This is a genomic window from Clostridium sp. X, from assembly GCF_055755365.1.
In genome coordinates this window covers 3065720-3087791 of sequence record NZ_CM146912.1, presented here as the reverse complement: position 1 = coordinate 3087791, position 22072 = coordinate 3065720, and the positions used below count along the sequence as shown (strand labels likewise).

21 protein-coding genes, 1 pseudogene and 2 riboswitches are annotated in these 22072 nt (G+C 31.3%); of the genes and pseudogenes, 16 read left to right on the top strand and 6 right to left on the bottom strand.

Annotation, left to right across the window (positions count from 1 at the left end):
* Positions 1 to 41: 41 nt before the first annotated feature.
* Together hemB and hemL are read left to right on the top strand one after the other, a co-directional pair.
* Complete coding sequence (hemB, locus tag ACX0KU_RS15555) at positions 42 to 1013, top strand: porphobilinogen synthase (protein ID WP_472990891.1); 972 nt, start codon at positions 42 to 44, stop codon at positions 1011 to 1013.
* 4 nt (positions 1014 to 1017) lie between these two features.
* Positions 1018 to 2322 (top strand): glutamate-1-semialdehyde 2,1-aminomutase, encoded by a 1305-nt coding sequence (hemL, locus tag ACX0KU_RS15550; RefSeq protein WP_472990890.1) that lies wholly within the window; start codon positions 1018 to 1020, stop codon positions 2320 to 2322.
* Between the two features lie 49 nt (positions 2323 to 2371).
* On the opposite strand, the gene ACX0KU_RS15545 is transcribed toward hemL, so the two are convergent.
* Entirely contained in the window at positions 2372 to 3142 is a 771-nt protein-coding gene (locus ACX0KU_RS15545; RefSeq protein ID WP_472990889.1) for a hypothetical protein, read from the bottom strand.
* A 284-nt stretch (positions 3143 to 3426) separates the two neighbouring features.
* On the opposite strand from ACX0KU_RS15545, the gene ACX0KU_RS15540 reads away from it, so the two are divergent.
* From ACX0KU_RS15540 to ACX0KU_RS15530, 3 genes are all read left to right on the top strand, one after another.
* A complete protein-coding gene (locus ACX0KU_RS15540; RefSeq protein WP_472990888.1) occupies positions 3427 to 3591 on the top strand; it encodes a hypothetical protein in 165 nt (54 codons plus the stop codon).
* A 179-nt stretch (positions 3592 to 3770) separates the two neighbouring features.
* Positions 3771 to 4223, top strand: a complete 453-nt coding sequence (locus ACX0KU_RS15535) for an S-ribosylhomocysteine lyase (protein WP_472990887.1) — start codon at positions 3771 to 3773, stop codon at positions 4221 to 4223.
* A gap of 188 nt (positions 4224 to 4411) precedes the next feature.
* Positions 4412 to 5338 (top strand): patatin-like phospholipase family protein, encoded by a 927-nt coding sequence (locus tag ACX0KU_RS15530; RefSeq protein ID WP_472990886.1) that lies wholly within the window; start codon positions 4412 to 4414, stop codon positions 5336 to 5338.
* Positions 5339 to 5441: 103 nt separating this feature from the next.
* Here ACX0KU_RS15530 and thiE read toward each other — a convergent pair whose 3' ends face one another.
* The 3 genes from thiE to thiD are packed head-to-tail and all read right to left on the bottom strand — an operon-like array spanning position 5442 to position 7649.
* Entirely contained in the window at positions 5442 to 6065 is a 624-nt protein-coding gene (gene thiE / locus ACX0KU_RS15525; RefSeq protein WP_472990885.1) for a thiamine phosphate synthase, read from the bottom strand.
* The gene (thiM, locus tag ACX0KU_RS15520) at positions 6056 to 6853 is read right to left on the bottom strand and encodes a hydroxyethylthiazole kinase (protein ID WP_472990884.1); all 798 of its coding nucleotides are present in this window, start codon (positions 6851 to 6853) and stop codon (positions 6056 to 6058) included. The genes thiE and thiM overlap by 10 nt, the downstream gene beginning before the upstream one ends.
* Positions 6846 to 7649, bottom strand: a complete 804-nt coding sequence (thiD, locus tag ACX0KU_RS15515; RefSeq protein ID WP_472990883.1) for a bifunctional hydroxymethylpyrimidine kinase/phosphomethylpyrimidine kinase — start codon at positions 7647 to 7649, stop codon at positions 6846 to 6848. Before thiD ends, thiM begins: the two co-directional genes overlap by 8 nt.
* A 113-nt stretch (positions 7650 to 7762) precedes the next feature.
* Positions 7763 to 7864, bottom strand: a riboswitch (TPP riboswitch).
* Positions 7865 to 8051: 187 nt separating this feature from the next.
* Between thiD and ACX0KU_RS15510 the strand changes: the two genes are divergently transcribed.
* The 8 genes and pseudogenes from ACX0KU_RS15510 to larB all read left to right on the top strand — a co-directional run bounded on the left by ACX0KU_RS15510 (position 8052) and on the right by larB (position 15442).
* Complete coding sequence (locus tag ACX0KU_RS15510) at positions 8052 to 8432, top strand: GntR family transcriptional regulator (protein WP_472990882.1); 381 nt, start codon at positions 8052 to 8054, stop codon at positions 8430 to 8432.
* The gene (locus ACX0KU_RS15505; protein ID WP_472990881.1) at positions 8429 to 9325 is read left to right on the top strand and encodes an ABC transporter ATP-binding protein; all 897 of its coding nucleotides are present in this window, start codon (positions 8429 to 8431) and stop codon (positions 9323 to 9325) included. Before ACX0KU_RS15510 ends, ACX0KU_RS15505 begins: the two co-directional genes overlap by 4 nt.
* Positions 9306 to 10391: an ABC-2 transporter permease gene (locus ACX0KU_RS15500; RefSeq protein WP_472990880.1), complete on the top strand. Its 1086-nt coding sequence runs from the start codon at positions 9306 to 9308 to the stop codon at positions 10389 to 10391. Before ACX0KU_RS15505 ends, ACX0KU_RS15500 begins: the two co-directional genes overlap by 20 nt.
* Before the next feature lie 17 nt (positions 10392 to 10408).
* Positions 10409 to 11326: an ABC transporter ATP-binding protein gene (locus ACX0KU_RS15495; RefSeq protein WP_472990879.1), complete on the top strand. Its 918-nt coding sequence runs from the start codon at positions 10409 to 10411 to the stop codon at positions 11324 to 11326.
* A complete protein-coding gene (locus tag ACX0KU_RS15490; protein ID WP_472990878.1) occupies positions 11323 to 12525 on the top strand; it encodes an ABC transporter permease subunit in 1203 nt (400 codons plus the stop codon). Before ACX0KU_RS15495 ends, ACX0KU_RS15490 begins: the two co-directional genes overlap by 4 nt.
* 110 nt (positions 12526 to 12635) lie before the next feature.
* A pseudogene (gene larC / locus ACX0KU_RS15485) lies at positions 12636 to 13872 on the top strand (nickel pincer cofactor biosynthesis protein LarC).
* A gap of 6 nt (positions 13873 to 13878) precedes the next feature.
* Positions 13879 to 14691, top strand: coding sequence for an ATP-dependent sacrificial sulfur transferase LarE (larE, locus tag ACX0KU_RS15480; protein ID WP_472990877.1), 813 nt, complete (start codon positions 13879 to 13881; stop codon positions 14689 to 14691).
* Position 14692: 1 nt separating this feature from the next.
* Positions 14693 to 15442 (top strand): nickel pincer cofactor biosynthesis protein LarB, encoded by a 750-nt coding sequence (gene larB, locus ACX0KU_RS15475; RefSeq protein WP_472990876.1) that lies wholly within the window; start codon positions 14693 to 14695, stop codon positions 15440 to 15442.
* 3 nt (positions 15443 to 15445) lie between these two features.
* On the opposite strand, the gene ACX0KU_RS15470 is transcribed toward larB, so the two are convergent.
* Together ACX0KU_RS15470 and ACX0KU_RS15465 are read right to left on the bottom strand one after the other, a co-directional pair.
* Positions 15446 to 16189 (bottom strand): TIGR03915 family putative DNA repair protein, encoded by a 744-nt coding sequence (locus tag ACX0KU_RS15470; protein WP_472990875.1) that lies wholly within the window; start codon positions 16187 to 16189, stop codon positions 15446 to 15448.
* A gap of 71 nt (positions 16190 to 16260) precedes the next feature.
* Positions 16261 to 17580, bottom strand: a complete 1320-nt coding sequence (locus tag ACX0KU_RS15465; protein ID WP_472990874.1) for a putative DNA modification/repair radical SAM protein — start codon at positions 17578 to 17580, stop codon at positions 16261 to 16263.
* 187 nt (positions 17581 to 17767) lie between these two features.
* Positions 17768 to 17874, top strand: a riboswitch (SAM riboswitch).
* Positions 17875 to 17986: 112 nt separating this feature from the next.
* Between ACX0KU_RS15465 and metF the strand changes: the two genes are divergently transcribed.
* The 3 genes from metF to ACX0KU_RS15450 are packed head-to-tail and all read left to right on the top strand — an operon-like array spanning position 17987 to position 21962.
* Positions 17987 to 18892, top strand: coding sequence for a methylenetetrahydrofolate reductase [NAD(P)H] (gene metF / locus ACX0KU_RS15460; protein WP_472990873.1), 906 nt, complete (start codon positions 17987 to 17989; stop codon positions 18890 to 18892).
* A gap of 42 nt (positions 18893 to 18934) precedes the next feature.
* Positions 18935 to 19603: a methionine synthase gene (locus ACX0KU_RS15455; protein WP_472990872.1), complete on the top strand. Its 669-nt coding sequence runs from the start codon at positions 18935 to 18937 to the stop codon at positions 19601 to 19603.
* Positions 19593 to 21962: a homocysteine S-methyltransferase family protein gene (locus tag ACX0KU_RS15450; protein ID WP_472990871.1), complete on the top strand. Its 2370-nt coding sequence runs from the start codon at positions 19593 to 19595 to the stop codon at positions 21960 to 21962. The genes ACX0KU_RS15455 and ACX0KU_RS15450 overlap by 11 nt, the downstream gene beginning before the upstream one ends.
* The last annotated feature ends 110 nt before the right edge of the window (positions 21963 to 22072 follow it).

Below are 22072 nucleotides of genomic sequence, written 5' to 3'. Positions count from 1 at the left end.
GAACATAAACTAGGGACTAGATTTATGGGGAGGAAAATTTGATGAACATGAGAAGAAGGCCAAGACGACTTAGAGGAAATGAGACAATTAGAGGATTAGTTAGAGAGACTAGATTAAGCTTAGATACTTTAGTATATCCACTGTTTATTGTTGAAGGAGAAAATATAAAAAAAGAGATCACTTCATTAAAGGGGAATTATCATCTTTCACTTGATAGATTAGAGGAAGAAATTAGAGAACTTATTGATTTAGGAATAAAGTCTGTTATACTTTTTGGAATTCCACATCATAAAGATGAGGAAGGATGCGGAGCTTATCATGACCATGGAATAATTCAAAAGGCTATAAGAGAAATAAAGAGTAAGTTTAATGATATGTACGTTATAACAGATATATGTATGTGTGAATATACCTCACATGGTCATTGTGGAATACTTACGGATAGTGGATATGTAGATAATGATAAAACACTAGAGTATCTTGGGAAAACTGCTATAAGCCATGTAGAAGCTGGAGCAGATATGGTAGCTCCTTCTGATATGATGGATGGAAGAATTGGATTTATAAGAGATATGTTAGATGAAAAAGGATATGTAAATATTCCTATAATGGCATATAGTGCAAAATATGCTTCTGCCTTTTATGGACCATTTAGAGAAGCGGCGGAATCAACACCAGCCTTTGGGGATAGAAAGTCATATCAAATGGATCCTGCAAATATAAATGAGGCTATACGAGAAGTTGAATTAGATATAGAAGAGGGAGCAGATATTGTAATGGTAAAGCCAGCTCTTGCATATCTAGATGTTATAAGAAAGATTAAAGATAATTTTAATCTCCCTATTGCAGCATATAACGTAAGCGGAGAGTACGCTATGATAAGAACTTGTATAGATAATGGTCTTTTAAGTGAAGAGGCTATTATGGAAACTCTTCTTTCTATAAAAAGAGCAGGAGCTGATATAATTATAACTTATTTTGCAAAGGATGCTGCGAGAATGCTTAGGAGGTAGAGTAATGAATAATAGAGTATATAAAAAATCAGAAGAACTATTTAAAGAAGCGGTAGAATATATTCCGGGAGGAGTTAATAGCCCAGTTAGAGCTTTTAAATCTGTGGGAATGAGTCCTATTTTTGTTGAAAGAGCAGAAGGTTCTAAGATTTATGATGTTGATGGAAATGAGTATATAGACTATATATGCTCTTGGGGCCCGCTAATACTAGGTCATAGTAACAAAGAGCTTATTCAGGGAATAGAAGAGATAGTAGCTAGAGGAACAAGCTATGGAGTTCCAACAGAAATAGAAGTTAAAATGGCAAAGCTTATAGTTGAAGCTTATCCATCTGTAGATATGGTGAGAATGGTAAACTCAGGAACAGAAGCTACCATGAGTGCTCTTAGACTTGCTAGAGGATTTACAAAGAGAAATAAAATATTAAAGTTTGAAGGATGTTATCATGGACATTCTGATGCACTACTTGTAAAGTCAGGTTCAGGAACTATAACCTTTGGTGTTCCTACAAGTCCAGGAGTTCCAGAGGATACTGTAAAAGACACTTTAGTTTGTCAGTACAATAATTTAGATGAAGTTAAAAAAATATTTGAAGAACAGGGAAGCGATATAGCTGCAATTATAGTAGAACCCGTATCAGGAAATATGGGAGTAGTTCCAGGAAAAAAAGAATTTTTGCAAGGACTTAGAGATATAACTAAGGAATATGGTTCTATTCTAATATTCGACGAAGTTATAACAGGATTTAGACTGTCTTATGGCGGAGCACAAGAGGTTTATGGAGTAGATGCAGACATTACTTGCTTTGGAAAGATAATAGGAGCAGGACTTCCTGTAGGAGCTTATGGTGGGAGAAGAGATATAATGGAATGTATATCTCCAGTAGGACCTGTTTATCAGGCTGGAACCCTATCAGGAAACCCACTTGCTATGTATATGGGATATAAAAATTTAAATATATTAAAGGATAATAAAGATATATATGAAGTTTTAGAAAGTAAGGCTAAAGTCTTAGAAGAGGGTTTTAAAAAGAACATAGAAACTTTAAAAATAAATGCAACTGTAGTAAGATTTAAAGCTATGCTTTGTTTATTTTTCGGAGAAGGACCTTTTGAGAATTATGAAGATGTAACAAAATGCAATACTGAAAAGTATGCTCTATATTTTAAAGAGATGCTAGATAGAGGGGTTCTTGTAGCACCAGCCCAATTTGAGGCCATATTTTTATCAACTGCTCACAGTGATGAAGATATTGAGTATACTATAAAAGCTAATTATGATGCTCTTTTGAAAATAATGGATAAATAGAAATAAGGTGCTACTCTAGCACCTTATTTCTATTTATGTTTAAGATTATTTATTTTTTTCTCATAAAGAAATCAAATTTGTCTTTCTTTGGTGTTGCAACTGAAATATTTCTTTTGTGATAAGTATCGTTATATTCAGCAAGCTGATTATCTACTATATATCCATAGTCTGTTTTACCCTTAGTTACCCATCCCATAAATATATAAGTGTGTGATGGAGCTCCAGATTTAGATTTTAAAGTAAAGCAAATATCGCCTTCTTGAAGTTTATTAAAGTCAGTAACTTTTTCCCAGCCATCTTTTTCAAGATAATCTACTAGAGATTGAGTGTTTATTACTTTTTCAGGAATTGCATAGTCGTTATCTCTTAAAATTTGAGCTATGAACATAGTAGCAAGACCTTTATCACTTCCACCATTTAATGCTGTTGCTTTATCTAAAGAAGCTTCTCTATTTTTATTTCCTTTTAAGTAAGTTGTTAATTTTAGATTTAGCTGAATATTTACACCTTCATTAGTAGAAGCATTATCAGTTGAAGAAGTTACTTCTTTTCCATTAGATGAGTCAGTATCGATAGTAGAAACGATTTGTACTTCTGATGACTTAGTATGAGCTTGGACTAAATTTGCAGAAAAAGAAAACATCTGTAGTATAGTAAGTGTAAAAATAATAAACAAAGGTATTCCAAATGAAGCAAATATAATATTAATATTTTTAGAATTTTTATCTGACATATCGTACATTTCTTTTATGTATTTTTTTGTATCTTCACCACTTTCTAATGAATTATAGTAATTATTAAACTTATTTTTTTTAGTCATTAGTCATCCTACTCCCATATATATTATTGTTATTAAGTGTCAAAATTTAGAAAATATTGTATGAAAATGATATGTTATTTAGTAAATATATATCATAATATAATTTTAACAGAAAAATTGTCTCTAGTAAACAAAAGGAGGCCTAATAAAATGAAAACTAATTATTAACTTTAAAGTGAAAGATGGAAGAATATAGTAAATATATAAATTTAACTTAAATCATCTTCATAGATAAGCATAAACTACATCCTATTATAATATATAATTATTAGGAGGTGACATAAGTGAAAATAGAGTTTTTTTATAAATGTAAAGATGGAAGAGTTATAGGTAGAGAAACAGAATGTAAAGATAAGTTAGAAGATAAAATAAAATATATAAAAACATACGCTCATAAATTAGAGAATGACGAGTCATATGGAGAGAGCGTTTTAGAATTAGAAGATTAATAGATTACTATATTAATAACACTCATGCAGGTAAAATACTGTATGAGTGTTTCATTTTAAAGAAAGTTTTTCTTATAATAAATATTTCTTGATAATTGTAAATGTAAATTAAGTTTAGTATACTAATCTAAAATGTAATAATTATTACTATGGTTAATAAACGGAGGGGAGAAAACTACATGATTAAAGTGGAAAGTTTTGAATTAGATCACACAAAGGTAAAAGCACCTTATGTAAGAAAGTGTGGCAGATTAGAAGGACAAAAGGGAGATATAGTTACAAAATTTGATTTAAGATTTACTCAACCTAATGTCAAAGATATGCCAACAGCAGCAGTGCACACAATAGAACACTTTTTAGCAGGATTTATGAGAGAGAAAATGGATGGAATAATAGATATATCTCCAATGGGATGTAGAACAGGATTTTATTTAATAGCATGGGGAGAAAGAGAACCTAAAGAAGTAATAGAAGCATTAGATTACTCTTTAAACAAGATATTAAATGAAGAAGTAATACCAGCATCAAATGAAATACAATGCGGTAATTATAGAGATTTATCTCTTTTCTCAGCTAAAGAGTATGTAAAAAATGTACTAAATGAAGGATTTAGTGATGAGGTATTTAGATAATACTTTCCGTAATACGACCATCTTAAGAATGAAACTCCTTCTCGTTCCTCGAATGAGTAAGCGACTATCACAAAATCATAGATTTTGGATATCTGCTTAACTGATTCAGAGTTGCAGTGACTTATAGAATATATAAGTTATTGTAACTCTTTTCTTATTTAAAGATATTATATAATGTGGTGATAAATATGTATATTAACGCTGTCTTCGAAGGTGGAGGGGTTAAAGGGATAGGATTAGTTGGAGCTGTATGTTGTCTTGAAGATAGAGGGTATAAAATAAAGAATTATGCAGGAACTTCAGCTGGAGCAATTGTAGCATCTCTTTTAGCAGCAGGTTACACAGGAAAGGAGTTAAAGGATATAGTTACGAATATTAACTATTTACAGTTAGTTTATAAAAATGATATAAGAAAGCCCAAAATTTTATCAGTACCTCAGAATATAATAAGTTTAATTAAGGACAAAGGAGTGTATTCTGTAGATACTATAGAGACATACATAGAGGAACTCTTAGAGAAGAAAGGAAAGACTACATTTAGGGATATAAGTCATAAAGGTAAATCTCCACTTCAGATAATTGCATCGGATATAACAAAAGGTGATATGTTAGTTTTACCAGAGGGAATTAGGAACTATGGCATAGAACCAATGGATTTTAAGATATCTAAGGCAGTGAGTATGAGTATAAGTATTCCTATCTTTTTTAAACCAGTAAAACTTAAATATAATGATGGTATGAGTTTTATTGTTGATGGTGGTATATTAAGCAATTTTCCTATATGGCTTTTTGACGTGGAAGGAATAGATAAATGGCCTACCTTTGGAATGAAATTAATAGAAAATCATAAGAGCTACACATCAAGATCAAAAACAGATATAATCTCTTATTTATTAGATATAGTTAGTGCTATGATTAATAAAAATGAAGAAGTATATGTTAGAGATAAGGACTGGGTAAGAACAATACCTATACCTACATTAGGGGTTAGTACCACTCAATTTAATATAAGTAAAGAAAAAAGCAATGAGCTCTTTCAGTCAGGATATAAGAGTGCGGAGAAGTTTTTAAGTAAATGGAGTTTTGAAGGATATAAAAGAACATTTATGATTTAGAATGGGCAATTGACAATGTGCAGAGTTTTGCATAAGCAAAATATTTAGCATTGCCAATTGTCCATGTTTAATTTAAAGAGCAGTATATAGAATTTAGAGATAGTTAACCTTCTAAAACTGCTAAGAGTTCCACAGTTGCTTTTTCTATATTTTCGCTTCCTAAAATCGCAGATATAAGGGAAATGCCATTTACTCCAGAATCTAAGATGGATTTAGCATTTTCTTTATTTATTCCACCTATAGCTACTGAAGGTATATTAATGTTTTTAGTAAGTTCTTTTAATCCAGTAAGGCCTATAGGTTCCTTAATATCTTTCTTAGTTCCGGTGTAGAATACAGGTCCAAGACCTAAATAATCTGCACCATTTTTTTGTGCGTCTATAGCTTCATCTAGATTATTAGCAGAAATACCTATAATTTTATCTTTACCTAGTATGCCTCTAGCAATAGCTATAGGCATGTCACTTTGCCCAAGGTGAACACCTTCAGCGTCTATAGCAAGTGCTATATCAATTCTATCGTTAATTATAAGTGGGACATTATATTTAGATGTAACCTCTTTAATTTCCTTGGCCACTTGAAAAAAATCTCTTGTAGAGGTGTCTTTTTCTCTTATCTGAACTAAAGTTGCTCCACCTTTTAGGGCATCTTCAATACAATTTTTTAAGTCACGGCCATTTAAAAAACTTCTATCTGTAATTAAATATAATTTATAGTCTATATCCATTGAATTTTACCTTCTTCCTCAAGCGCATGTTCTTTTAATAAGTATATCTCATCTATGAGTTTAACTTTAAAAGTACCAGGAGCTTTGGCTTCCGTTGCTGCATGCTCTCCAGCTAAATTCATAGATAACACTGATGTAACTGCAGCTATAAACTTATCCTCACATACAGCAGCAGTTGCAGCGGTAAGAGCACCTACCATACAGCCAGCCCCTGTAACTAAAGTTAAAAGAGGGGTACCGTTTTTGATTATTGCTGTTCTTACTCCATCTGTTATTATGTCTTGAGCTCCAGTGGCGGCTACAACACAATTATATTTTTTAGCAAGGGTAATACAAGCTTCTACAGAATTACTACCATCATCTATAGAATCTACTCCACGAGTTTGTGCATCAAATCCTGCTAAAAATTTTATTTCTCCTAAATTTCCTTTTATAATATCAATTCTGCCAATTTCAAAAACCTTTTGTATGAAGTCAACTTTTCTTTTAATAGCTCCACAAGCCACAGGATCTAGAACTACAGGTATATTATTGTTTTTAGCAGAGATTACAGCCATAAGCATAGCCTGCTCTTGTTCTCTTGTTAGTGTACCTGTATTTATATAAATTGATGATGAAATTTTAGCAAAGTCATAGGCCTCATCATAGGCTTCCACCATAGCAGGAGATGCACCATAAGCTAATAATATATTTGCACAATCATTTATTGTAACGTAGTTTGTAAGAGCTTGAACTAGAGGTGTTTTTTCTCTAACTTTAGAAAGAACATTACACACATCTTTAATCATATTTTATTCCTCCTTTATTATATAAGTCTATAAAGTGTCCTACTGGGCCAACGCCATGTCCAATGGAAAAAGAGTTTTTAATAGACAGGGTTATATAATCCTTTGCAAGAGTTACTGATTCATTAATTGTATAGCCCTTAGCTAAGAAACTAGCTATTGCTGAAGACAAAGTACAACCAGTACCATGAGTATTTTTAGTATCTATTCTTGTTCCTTCTATAGATAAAAATTTATTATCATAATATAGCACATCAGTTGAATCATTACATCTGTGTCCACCTTTAACTAATACACTTTTTATCCCATAATCTTTAATTTTTAATGCTGCATTTTTCATGTCTTCTTCCGTAGTTATCTTCATTTTAGTGAGTTCTTCTGCCTCAGGAATGTTAGGAGTTACAATATCTGCAATACTTATTAAAGCTTTTAGCTCATCAATAGCTTCAGGCTTTAGAAGATAGTAGCCACTTTTAGATATCATAACAGGGTCAAGTACTATATTTTTCACCTTATATTCTAATAAAATATTTTTAATGATATTAATTGTCTCAGAGTTAGATACCATTCCTATCTTTACAGCATCTACCTCTATATCATCAAAGATTGCCCTCATTTGCGCTTCAACTAGCTCTTTACTAATATCTTGAACAGCAGTAACACCTTGAGTATTTTGAGCAGTTACTGCGCAAATTACACTCATTCCGTAAACACCAAGTGCACTCATAGCTTTTAAATCCGCTTGTATACCTGCTCCACCGCAGCTATCAGATCCGGCAATTGTTAGTACCTTTTTCATAAAAACACCCTTTCTATAAAATAAAATAGCACCTATACAAAGGAATATTGCATAAGTGCTTTAGAGTAATAAAAAAAGCTTCTCTACCACAAAGCACAAGAAGCTATATATCATATAAACTACTTATTGCTTCCTGCGCTAGTATTACCTAGTATCAGGTCCGAAGGGTTAGAAATAGTTCCTCTCAGCCATAGTAGGCACCCCTGCAATATTTTATGTATTAAATTTTAACTTAGTTGCTATTATAACACAAGTAAAAGAAATTTACGACGTAAAATTCTTATATTTTATCTTTACAAGTTTATTAATTACTATTATACTATAACTGTACTAATTGACATAGTACACATAATACAGTTAGTACACTTAATGCATAGCAAGTATCTGGAGGTGAATTAAAATTTGATAAATATTGATGTAAGAAGCAGTAGACCAATTTACGAGCAGATAATTCATGGAATAAAAGAAAATATTTTAAAAGGACTATTGATGCCAGGAGATAAATTACCTTCAGTTAGAGAAATGTCTTCTCTTATAACAACTAATCCCAACACAGTTAGTAAAGCCTATACGGAACTTGAAAGACAAGGGGTTATAGAGACTATAAGAGGGAAAGGGACTTATGTTTCCTCAAATTATAAGCCTAGAGTGGAGGAAAGTAGAATGGAAAAATTAAAAGAAGATATAAAGAAAATAATACTAGAAGCTCATTATATGGGAATTAAGAAAGAGGATATTGTAAAGCTAATAAACGAGTCTTATGAGGAGGTGAGGAAGCAGTGATAGAGATTGTTAATGGGTGCAAGAGTCTTTCGGATAAAGAAGTTCTAAGGGATATAAATCTGAAGATAGAGAAGGGAAGTATTTTTGGACTTATAGGCCCAAATGGAGCAGGTAAGACAACTCTTATTAAAAATATAACTGGAATATATAAGTTAGATAAGGGTGATGTAAAAGTTAAAGGAGAATCTGTATTTGACAATAATATTATAAAAAATATTATAGGATATGTAACAGACGAAAATAACTTATTTAATTATTTTAACTTAAAGGATATAGTTAAGTTTTACTCTTATAGCTATAAAAGTTTTAGTATGGATAGATTTAATAAACTAAATGAAGTTTTTCAGCTTCCAGAGAAAAAATCCATAAGAAAGTTTTCAAAGGGTATGAAAATGAGACTTTCCATAATGTTAAATCTAAGCATTATGCCAGAGATTTTAGTATTAGATGAGCCTACCAATGGACTTGATCCTATAGTTAAAAGACAATTTTTAAATATTCTTTTAGAAGATGCGGCAGAAAGAGGAACTACTATATTTATATCTTCTCACAATCTATCAGAGCTTGAAAGAATTTGTGATAGTATTGCTATACTTAATAAGGGAGAAATTAAGTATTCAAATTCTATAGAAAATATGAAAAAGAGCATAAGAAAAATCCAAGTAGTGTTTAAGGATGAGGCACCAGAAAATTTGGAGAAATGGGAAGAAATAATTAAAACTGAAAAAGTAGGAAGAGTTTATAATATAGTGACAAAGGATTACAATAAGAAATTTATGGATAAACTTAATAACTGTGAAGTTATCTTCCAAGAAGAAATAGATTTAAGCCTTGAAGATATGTTTATATATTCAGTGGGAGGTGATGTGAATTATGAAGAGTTATTTAAATAAAGCTCTCTTATATAAAGAATGGAAAAACATGATGCCACTTAGTTTCTTGTTTCTAATGGAAATATATTTACTCATAATAATGCCTTTTATAAATGTAGTCCAGAGATTACAAGAAAAAAGATATGATGAATATTATCTACACTTTTTTACTAACGTCTTAGTAAAACCTAGATTTGATGAAGTATTGCTAGTAGGTACTGTGATTATTATTGGAACCTTTGCTATCGGAATTGACATTATAGGGAAAAAATACGAATCCTTAAGTTCTATGCCTTTTAAAAGAGAAGAAATAATCTTTACAAAATGGATTATGGCGGCATTAACAGTAGTAATACCAATACTCTTAAGTTTTGTTGTTATGAGTGTAGTATATATAGGGAATAAGGATCTTTTAGAAATTTATATGAATTGGAATATGATATTGCAGTGGACTCTTTTGAATTCTTTGACGTATTTATTTATAGTTACATTTATAATGCTTATTCAAAGCCTCACAGGCAAAAATATCTTTGGAGGAGTTGTTGGGAGTATATTTTTAGTACTACCTATGGGATTATCAGCATTAATTAGTGAGTTATTAAGAGTATTTGCCTTAAACTGGAATGTACTATCTCAGGAACAATATTCAAATATTTCAAACAAAATAGAAATTATTGTATTAAATACTTTTTTAGGTGGTTATAATCTAGATTTATCTGATAACTATACGTTTAGTAATTATAAAAGGTCTATTATTTTAGTAATAGCAATATTAATACTTGTATTTTTATTAGTATATGCATTTAAGAAAATTCCACTAGAGAGAAATGGATATATTGTAGTTTTTAAACCACTAGAAGTAATTTTTAAGATAGGGGTCTCAATATGTTTTGGACTTTTAGGTGGAGTAATTGCCTCAGGAATGTTAAAAGGACATTATAATTTGTATGAATATGACCTTAGTAATATGGAAGCATATTTACCTATTGCAAATAAAGTAATAAATTTAACAATATTATTAGCTTTATTATGTGGATATATTGTATATCTTATAACAAGAAATATCATTGAAGTAAATAAAAGATAAGAAAGAGAGGGTTTAGTGTGAATATACTAGAAGTTAAAGATGTGAAAAAGCGTCTTGGTAAAAGAGAGATTATAAAAGGTATAAGTTTTAATGTAAAAGAAGGGGATATATTTGGTTTCTTAGGACCAAATGGAGCAGGTAAAACTACAACTATTAGAATGCTAGTTGGACTTATTGCACCAAATTCAGGAAGTATTTCAATTGATGGACATGATATAGGAAGAGAAAGAGAAGAGGCATTAGCTGCAGTAGGAGCAGTTGTAGAAAATCCTGAATTATACACATATCTTTCAGGAAGAGAAAATTTAATGCAGATTGCTAGAATCAGAAAGATAGATAAAGCCTATGTAAATGAGATTATTGAGCTGGTAAATTTAAAGGATAGAATAGATGATAAGGTTAAAAAGTATTCTCTAGGTATGAAGCAGAGATTAGGTCTTGCATCGGCACTAATTGCAAAACCAAAGCTACTAATACTTGATGAACCAACAAATGGACTTGATCCAACAGGTATTTTAGATTTTAGAGATATAGTTAAAAAGGCAGCTAAAGAAACAAAAACAGCAGTGTTTATTTCCTCACATATATTAAGTGAAATACAAATGGTCTGTGATAGAGTTGCATTTATAAATAATGGAGTTATTCAATCAGTTGAAAGTGTAAATGGAGATATTCTAAAAGATGAGATAGAAAATATAGTTTTATCTGTAAGAGAAAAAGAGAAGTGTATTGAAATACTAGAAGATCTAGAATTTGTACGACAGATTTCTTTAGATAATGAACTAATTAAATGTAGTGTTGATAAGGGGCTAGTTCCAGAGCTTATATTTAAGCTTTCAGAAAATAGGATTCACTTAGAAGAAATATATAAAAAGCACGCAGAATTAGAAGAAAGATATATGGAACTTGTAGAGGGAGGAAAAAGAGCAATATGATGATTACACTAATTAAAAATGAAATCATAAAACTTATGCAAAGAAGAAAAACTTTGGTAGTAACAGTTATGTTCATTTTACTTGTAGGATTTATGGGATTTGCATCTTATAAAAATGCTGAGAACATGAAAGAGTGGAATAGACCAGAGACAAGGATCCAAAATGAACAGGCAAGCATTGAACACTTTAATGCTATGAAAAAGGATAATAGTATTCCAGAGGCAGAGAAAAAACAGTTTGATGAGATGATAAAGGAAGCTAACCTTAGAATAGAAGAAATTAAAAAGGAACAGGTAGGAGTGAAGCCGGATTGGAGAGTTACATTAAAGAGGGAAGTAAAAAACCTTGAGGAACAGGTTAATAATACTCAAATAGGTGGTCAAGAAAAAGAGAGAATAAAGACAGAGCTTATGATTAAAAAAGAACTATTAGCTAAAGATATCGAACCGGAATATAATTCTTACGATGTAACAGCAACAAAGTACATTAGAGATCTATTTAGTATTCTTGGGGCAATTTTCCTAGTAGTAGGAGTGATTATATTTAGTTCAGATATGGTTTCAGGAGAATACACTCCAGCTACTATGAAGTTTTTACTAACTCAACCGGTATCAAGAGGAAAGGTATTACTATCAAAGTTTATTGCATTACTGTTATCTGCAACAATAATTATTGTTCTTATAGAGCTTACAGCATTTTTAATAATGGGTATGATATTTAGTTTTGGAAATATGGATTATCCTATAGCAGTCGGCACAAGATTTGTATATGATAATTCAGTTGCAGTAGAAATGGGACGTAAAGCTATGAGTGTGGTAGAGGGAAGTACAATCATAATACCTATGTGGAAATATTTAATACAGATGTTTTTACTTCAAGTACTATTTATAGTAGCTTCAGCATCCTTTGCTTTTTTATTATCTACTGTTGTAAAAAGCAGTATGGTGTCAATTGCTATAAGTGTAGTAACGATTATAGTATTTACAATATTTCAAAACATACCTTATGTTAGAGACTATGCACATTTTATATTCACTACCTTTGGAGATGCATCAACAATTTTAAGTGGCAATATGGCTCTAAGCTTCAATAATCCCAGTGTGACAACAGTTTTTGCAGTAGGGGTAATGGTTGTATGGTCAGTTGTAAGTTATCTTATTTCACATGTAGTGTTTATTAAAAGAGATATACTTATTTAATTAAAATTTAGGATATTATATAATAATAAATAGGGGCATAACACAGTTTTTGTGAAAAAATGTGTTATGCCCCTAAAATGCATTAATTATGAAAGAATGGAGAGGTAAACGTGAGGATACTTTATTATGATTGCTTTGCAGGAATAAGTGGAGATATGAACTTAGGAGCTATGATAGATGTTGGGGTGGACAAGGATTTTTTGATAAAAGAACTTTCAAAATTGAAATTAGATAATGAATTCGAGATAAAAGTTAGAAGAGAAAGTAGAAAAGATATTGATGGAACAAAAGTAGATGTAATCTTAAAGCATGAACACAGTCATGGTAACGGTCACCATAATCATTCTCATAATCACTCTCATGAAGGGCATCATGTGCATAGGAATCTAGAACATATTGAACATATAATCAATTCAAGTGAGTTAAATGATAATGTGAAAAAAGCAAGTTTGAATATCTTTAAAAAGGTAGCAGAGGCAGAGGCAAAAGTTCATGGGAAATCATTATATGAAGTTCATTTTCATGAAGTAGGTGCTATAGACTCTATTATAGATATAGTAGGAGCAGCTATATGTTTAGAGTATTTAAAAGTAGATAAGATTATGGCATCATCAGTGGAATTAGGTGGGGGCTTTGTTAAGTGTGCGCATGGACTTATTCCAGTTCCAGCACCTGCTACAGTAGAAATACTTAAAGGGGTTCCAGTAAAGGCAGGTATAGTACCTTTTGAAACTACAACACCAACAGGGGCTGCGATACTAGCTTCAACCGTTGAGGAGTTTTCAGATATTAAAGAATTTATTATTGAAAAGATAGGATATGGAGTAGGTAATAGGGATACAGAAATTCCAAATGTTCTAAGGGTGTATTTAGGTAAAAAAAACTGAAGAATCACAGGTAGATGATGTAGATAAAGATGAAGCCTACCTTCTAGAATGTAATATTGATGATATGAATCCGGAACTGTATGAATACATAATCGGAAAGCTTTTTAGTAAGGGAGCCATAGATGTATACAGAGTTCCGATTCTTATGAAGAAGGAAAGATTAGGAGTTATATTAAGTGTATTAGTTAAAGAAGAAGATAAAGAAATTTTAAAGGAAATAATGTTTAGAGAAACAACGACTTTGGGCATTAGAGAATATAAGATTAATAGGACAAAGCTAAAAAGAAAGATAGAAACTATTGATACGGTTTATGGAGAAATAAGCATTAAAAAAGCTTATTATAAAGGGGAAATGATTAGAGTAAAACCAGAATACGAAGATTGCAAAAAACTTGCAGAAGATAAAAATGAGCCTATTAAGAAAGTATATGATGAAGTATTAAAAAGAATAGGGGAGTAACAATAAATGAATAATGAAAAATATCTTAATCTAATTAATTATCTAAAAAATTTAGGAAGTGTTGTAGTTGCTTTTTCAGGAGGAGTAGATAGTACATTCCTTCTTAAAGTGGCAAAAGAGGCTTTAGGGGATAAGGCAGTAGCACTTACAATAAATTCTCCCTATATTCCTAAGTGGGAAATAGAAGAAGCAAAAGAGCTAGTAAAGGAAATAAAAATAAGACATGAATTTTTAGAAGTGCCTACTATAATAGATGAAATTAAGTTTAATCCAAAAGATAGGTGTTATCTGTGTAAAACAGCAGTGTTTACAATGGTAAAAGAATTTGCAGTAAAAAATGGTTATAAATATGTATTAGATGGAACAAATGCTGATGATATAAATGATTACAGACCAGGACTAAGAGCTTTAAAGGAGCTTGATATTAAAAGTCCACTTCTTGAAAATGGACTAAGTAAAAAAGAAATAAGAGAACTTTCAAAAGAACTTAATTTACCAACTTGGAATAAGCCACCTTATGCTTGTATTCTTTCGAGAATTCCATATGGAACTGAACTTAAAGTAGAAGAGTTTGAGAAAATAGAGAAATCAGAAAGATACTTAATGGATAAAGGGTTTATTGCAGTTCGTGTAAGATCTCACGGAGATTTAGCTAGAATTGAGGTTCCAAGAGAAGCTATAAACAGATTATTTGATGAAAATTTATTAAACGAAATTTCTACAAAGCTTAAGGAGTTTGGATTTAACTATGTATCTTTAGATATGCAAGGGTATAAAACAGGAAGCCTTAATGTTGGAATAGAAGAAAAGGGGAATTAGGATGAACTCAGAGGATATGAGAACACTTTTAGAAGGAGTAAAAAATGGAAGTATATCAATTGATGTTGCCACAGAAAAACTTGAAGACTTACCGTATAAGGAATTAGGGTATGCAAAGATTGATAATCATAGAGAACTAAGAGTAGGATATCCTGAGGTCATATACTGTGCAGGAAAAACAGTTGAACAGGTTAAAGGTATCATAGAGTTTATGAATACAAAGGACAACAATATTTTAGGGACTAAGGCTACAAAAGAAATGTTCAAGGCAGTAAAGGAAATATGTAAGGAAGCAGAGTATAATGAACTTGCAAAAACTATTACAGTAAAAAAGAAGGATATTATAGAAACTGATACATATATTGCTGTAGTTACAGCAGGTACATCGGATCTGTCGGTATCAGAAGAAGCTGCAATTACAGCTGAGATATTTGGAAATAAAGTTGAGAGAATTAATGACGTAGGGGTAGCAGGAATACATAGATTATTTAGTAAGTTAGATATAATTAGAGGGGCTAAAGTTGTAGTTGCAGTAGCAGGTATGGAGGGAGCACTTGCTAGTGTTATAGGAGGACTTGTTGATAAACCAGTTATTGCAGTGCCAACCAGTGTAGGGTACGGAGCTAATTTTGGTGGACTTTCAGCACTTTTATCCATGCTAAACAGTTGTTCGAGTGGGACTAGCGTTGTTAATATAGACAACGGCTTTGGAGCAGGATATTTAGCAAGCATGATAAATAAATTAAAATAGGGATTAGGAAAGTTCCGTAAGGAACTTCCAATATCTTTTCGGCATATGCATCTTTTGAAGTTTAGGATTAAGTCTATTTTCTATAGTGGTACTTTTAAAGTACTCTTTCCATAGCATTTCATAGATACCATCTTCATTTTCCAATAGTAATTTAAGACTTTGTTCTTTAGAGAGAGACGTAATTGACCACTCATTTTTATTATATATGGCAGCTATTCCTCTCTTAACATCATGAATTATAAAGTTTTCATTGGCTAATCTCTCTGCAAAGTGTGGAGTAATTAAAGCTATTATATTATGATCAGGTTCTATAGGAGAGTACAAAAATTTATTCTCTATACTTTTAAATCGTACAAGTCCCAGTAACCTATGAATTTCAAAGGTAACTTTCTTAACTGCTTTATGAATCTCCAAAACTCTAGTATCCTGTACATATAAATCTAACTTATTACCAAGTTTAAAACCAAGTCTTATATAAGTATAAATCAAATTACTACAACCATTAATTTCAGAAAGATATACATAAAATATGTACTTTAATGAAATAGGTGAAATCTTTATTTTTATAGCCTCATACACTTTAGACGCTTTGATTTTATTAGTTTCAATATATATAGGATTAGTTAATAAGTCGGGAATAAATTCAGCCTCTTTTAAGATTTTCTCAGGTTTTTTACTACTATAATAGGCTTCATAGACAGAAGTAAGAAGACCCTCAAAGCTACCGTCATATATATAACAAAGCAAAATATCACCTCTAGTTTCTAATTTATTGTGTTTTAAACTTAAAAAACATATATATTATTAAAAATAGCATATCAAAATTCTCCATGTATTCGGCTTAAGGAATCATCAGGTCTATAAATAGCTGGAGTAGAAGTTAGAAAGGATAGCTGTTCGTAATTATTTAAAGAATTGCTACTGTACAAGCTGTTGCTTGGGTTATTAACAAGACGCTCCCTAATAAAGTCTTCTCTAAATCTTACATCACCATAGTACTTTCCTTTGCAGGTTATAAAATACTGAGCCCTTTTTAAAACCACTCCTAATTTTTTTAAGTCTGGAAAGTCTAAAGAATGAACTCTCCTTGCAGAGGCAATTTTACGTACAGACCTAACCCCTATACCAGGTATTCTCATTAGATCACTTGTATAGGCTTTATTTATTTCTATAGGGAACTTTTCAATATTTTTTAGTGCCCAGTCAGTTTTGGGGTCTAGATGTATGTCAAAGTTAGGATTATTTTCATTTAAGAGCTCTTTAGCAGAAAACCCATAAAATCTAAGAAGCCAATCAGCTTGATACAGTCTATGTTCTCTTAGAAGAGGGGGACTATTTAAAGCTGGCAGTTTTGGATTATTTGATATTGGAACGTAAGCAGAATAATAAACTCTTTTTAATCCATAACTTTTGTAGAGATTTTCTGATAGCTTTAATATATGGAAGTCATTTTCAGGGGTTGCTCCAATTATTAGTTGACTACTTTGACCTCCTGGTACAAAAGAGGGAGTACTTTTTAAATACTTTGAGGAGTACTTTGTCTCTGATATTTGGGAACTTATAAATGACATAGGTTTCAATATAGTTTCTTTAGTCTTTTGAGGAGCTAGAAGCTTTAAGCTAGATGAAGAGGGTAATTCAATATTAACACTCATTCTGTCTACTAGCTCTCCTGCTCTTTTTATAAGTAGTGGATCACAGCCAGGTATAGCTTTCATATGTATGTATCCATTAAAGTTATGAATGTTACGAAGGTTAGATACCACTTCAATCATAAGCTCCATAGTATAATTTGGACTTTTGAATACTCCAGAACTTAAAAATAAACCCTCTATGTAATTTCTTTTGTAAAAATTTACGGTTAAATCTACTATTTCTTCGGGAGTAAAAGCTGCTCTAGGTACATCATTTGAAAATCTATTTATGCAATACGCACAATCAAAGCAGCAGTAATTTGTAAGTAAGATTTTAAGAAGAGAAATACATCTTCCATCGGAAGTAAAGCTATGGCATATTCCACTTTCACTGGCATTGCCTAGGCCGCCCTTTGAATTTTTTCTTTTGCTTCCACTAGAAGAGCAAGAAACATCATATTTAGCTGCATCAGATAGTATTTTTAATTTTTCCTGTATATCCATAATAGCGCTCCTCTACTAATAATAACAAAATTATAGCAAACAAATGTTCGTGTGTAAATATATTATTACAAATATCTAGGATTTTATAACTTTTAGTATTAAAATAAAGGAATATTATTTATTTATATATTGACATGATAAAACAAAAGTATTAAAATGAATCATAGTTAAATTTAATAGAATAATTTTCTTATCACGAGAGGTGGAGGGACTGGCCCTTTGAAACCCGACAACCGGTATTTTTAATACAACGGTGTCAAATCCTGCAAAATCATTGATTTTGAGAGATAAGAGAGTGAGCGTAGATTTGATATATATATTTATAGAAATTTAAGCTGCTTTTCTTATAGAAAAGTAGCTTTTTTGTTTTTAAAAAGGGGCAAATTAATTTATAGGGGGCTATTTAATGTTAATAAAAGATTTGTTTACAAGTAAGAAACCGGTAATTTCCTTTGAGATATTTCCGCCACAAAAGGATTCTTCAATTGAAAGTATTTATAAAACTATTGATGCATTAGCACCGCTTAGACCAGATTATATAAGTGTAACTTATGGTGCGGGGGGAAGCAGTGCAAGCAGAAACAAAACAGTAGAAATAGCATCAATAATAAAGAATAAATATGATATTGAGGCACTAGCACACTTAACTTGTATTTCATCAACTAAAGATGAAGTAGATTATATACTAAAGCAGCTAAAAGAAAGTAATATAGAAAATGTTCTTGCATTAAGAGGAGATTTTCCACAAGACCCAGATTTTAAGTTTCCTGAACCACTTCAGTTTAATCACGCGGTAGATTTAGTTAAGCACATAAAACAGGATAATTATTTTTGTGTAGGTGGTACTTGTTACCCAGAAGGACATATAGAAGCAAGTGATATTAAAAGTGACTTATTCAATCTTAAAAATAAAGTAGATAATGGAACAGATTTTCTTATAACACAGTTATTTTTCGATAACAATTATTTTTATAACTTCAAAGAAAAAACAGATTTAATGGGAATTGCTACTCCGATTGAGGTAGGGGTAATGCCAGTTATAAATAGCAGACAGGTTAAAAGAATAGCTAGTCTTTGTGGAGCTAATATACCAGAAAAATTCTCTAAAATAATTGAGAAGTATATAGATAAACCAGAGGCATTAAAAGATGCTGGGATAGCTTATGCAACAGAGCAGATTGTAGATCTACTATCTTCAGGAGTATCAGGTATTCATATCTATACTATGAATAATCCAGAGGTAGCGAAAAAGATAGTGTATAATATATCTTCTATTGTAAATGCATTAGATATCAATAACAGTGTTATCTAGAATGGAAATTCAAACTAATTACCAGAGAGTGGGTGAGAATAGGTGTACATTAATAAAACTGAAGTTTTAAGATATTTGGGGCATAGATCAGAAATAATAGAAGAAAATTTAGATTTATTAGTTGATGAGTGCATTGAAGAAATAAAAAGCTATATAAATTATAGATATTCTTATAAGATATTTCACATACAAAAAGAAGAAGATAAGATTAATGTTATTGATAGCAATATAATTTTTCGTGGTAAGGATATAAAAGAACATCTAAAAGATTCTTCAATGTGTGCTATTCTAGGCGTAACTCTTGGTAATTTAGTAGATACTAAGATTAGATATTATGAAAAAGTAAACTTAACTAAAGCACTTATTTTGGATGCTTGTGCTACAACTGCTGTAGAATGGGTTTGTGATGAAGTTCAAAACTTAATAAAGAATGAGGCAGAAGAAAAAGTATTAGGTATTACCTACAGATATAGCCCAGGATATGGTGATTTAGAAATAGATATTCAACCTAAAATATTAAAAGCAATAGATGCTGAAAAAAAGATAGGACTTACTGTTACAGAAAGTAATATCCTAATACCGAGAAAGTCAGTAACGGCAATAATAGGGTTTCAGGACAGAAGTATTGTAAGACAGCATCCAGGTTGTAAACAATGTAGTAGTTATAGTCAATGTATGTATAGAAAAGGGGGCAATCACTGTGGGAATTAAAGATCTAATAGCAGAAAGTTTTGTGTATTTTGATGGGGCTATGGGAACTATGCTTCAGAAAATGGGGCTCATTACTGGAGAAATTCCAGAAACATACAATATTTTACATTCGGAAATAATAAAAAGTATACATGAAAAGTATATTGAGGCAGGAGCAAATATTATAACTACAAATACCTTTGGAGCTAACGAGTTAAAGCTTAAGGAGACAGGATATTCTGTAGAAGAGGTTATTACTAAAGCTGTAGAAATTGCAAGAGCAGCTAAGGGTGATAAATACGTAGCTTTAGATATAGGTCCTATTGGACAGTTACTTGAGCCAAGTGGAACACTAAAATTTGAAAGAGCATATGAAATTTTTAAGAGGCAAGTTATAGCAGGAGCTAGGGCAGGTTGTGATTTAATACTAATTGAAACTATATCGGATTTATACGAAGCAAAGGCAGCTGTTTTAGCAGTAAAAGAAAATAGTGATTTACCAGTGTTTTGTACTATGACCTTTGGAGAGGATGGAAGAACTTTTACTGGAACTGATCCACTAACTATGGTGACTCTTTTAGAAGGTTTAGGTGTGGATGCACTTGGAGTAAACTGTTCATTGGGGCCAAAGGAATTAATCCCAATTGTAGAAAAAATTCTAGAATATTCATCAACTCCTGTTATGGTTCAAGCCAATGCAGGACTTCCTAGAATGGAAGAGGATAAAACTATATATGATGTAACACCGACAGAATATGCTCAGCATGTAAAGCATATGGCAATTAATGGAGTTAGGATTTTAGGCGGATGCTGTGGTACTGATGAAAGCTATATTAAGAGCTTAATAGATACACTGAAGGACGTAGAGCCAGTAGAAATAAAAACTAAAAAAGTTACGTCTATATGTTCAGCATCAAAAACAGTTGTATTAGGTAATGGGGTAAAAGTTATAGGGGAGAGAATAAATCCAACAGGGAAGAAGCTATTCAAGGAAGCCTTAAAAACTAATAATATAGATTACATATTAACTGAAGCCATAAATCAAATGGAAGCTGGATCGGATATTCTTGATGTTAATGTAGGACTTCCTGAGATAAATGAAAAAGAAATGATGGTAAAAGTTATAAAAGAACTTCAGTCAATTATAAATTTACCTCTTCAAATAGACAGTTCTAGTGCAGAAGTAATTGAAGCGGCAGCAAGAATTTATAATGGAAAACCGATTATAAATTCAGTTAATGGAAAAGATGAAGTAATGAGAGAGGTATTTCCTATTGCTAAGAAGTATGGAGCATGTGTAGTAGGTCTTACTTTAGATGAGAATGGAATACCATCAAAAGCAGAAGAGAGAGTTGCTATTGCTGAAAAGATTATCCAAACAGCTGAAAAATACGGTATAAAAAAGGAAGATATCTTAATTGATTGCTTAGTGCTTACAGCGTCAGCTCAACAAGAAGAAGTAATGGAGACAATAAAAGCAGTAAGGATTGTTAAAGAAAAATTTGGAGTTAAAACTCTACTTGGAGTAAGTAATGTATCCTTTGGACTCCCACAAAGGGAAATTTTAAATCAAACCTTCCTTGCTATGGCTTTAGCAGAAGGATTAGATGCACCTATATTAAATCCAAATAATGAATCTATAATGGCTGTAATAAGAAGTTTTAAAGTTTTAGCTAATATAGATAAGGAATCTAAATCCTATATAGATAAATATTCTGTTACAGAAAAAGGAAAAGCTGTAAATACTGTTAATAATAACAGGGATTTAAAAGAGATAATAATTAGAGGATTAAAAGAAGAATCAGCTTCAAAGACAAAAGAGCTTTTAGAAGAAAAAGATAGCTTAACTATAGTAGATGAGTATTTGATTCCTGCATTAGATGTGGTAGGAGAAAAATATGAAAAGGGAGAAATATTTTTACCACAGCTTATACAATCAGCTGAAACTGTAAAAAATGCATTTACGGTTATTAAAGAAAAAATGATATTAGCTGGAGAAAAAGGAGTATCAAAAGGAAGGATAGTTCTAGCTACTGTAGAGGGAGATATACATGATATAGGTAAGAATATTGTTAAAGTTATTCTTGAAAATTATGGATATGATGTTATAGATTTAGGAAAAGATGTCCCTGTAGATACGGTAGTTGAAAAGAGTAAAAAGGAAGATATAAAATTAGTTGGGCTTAGTGCACTTATGACAACTACGGTAAAGAGTATGGAAAAAACTATTAAGGCTTTGAGAGATAATAATGTAGATTGTAAAATCTTTGTTGGAGGAGCCGTACTAAATCAGGATTATGCAGATATGATAAAAGCGGATTTTTATGCCAAAGATGCAAGAGAGGCTGTACAAATAGCAAAGAAGTTTTTTAATAATTAGTCTAAATAGACAAAGGTAGATGTATAAACATCTACCTTTTATCTATGTGATCAGAAGCTCAATGGTTTAGCTGCAACATTTATTAATAAACACTTCTGTAACATTTATTA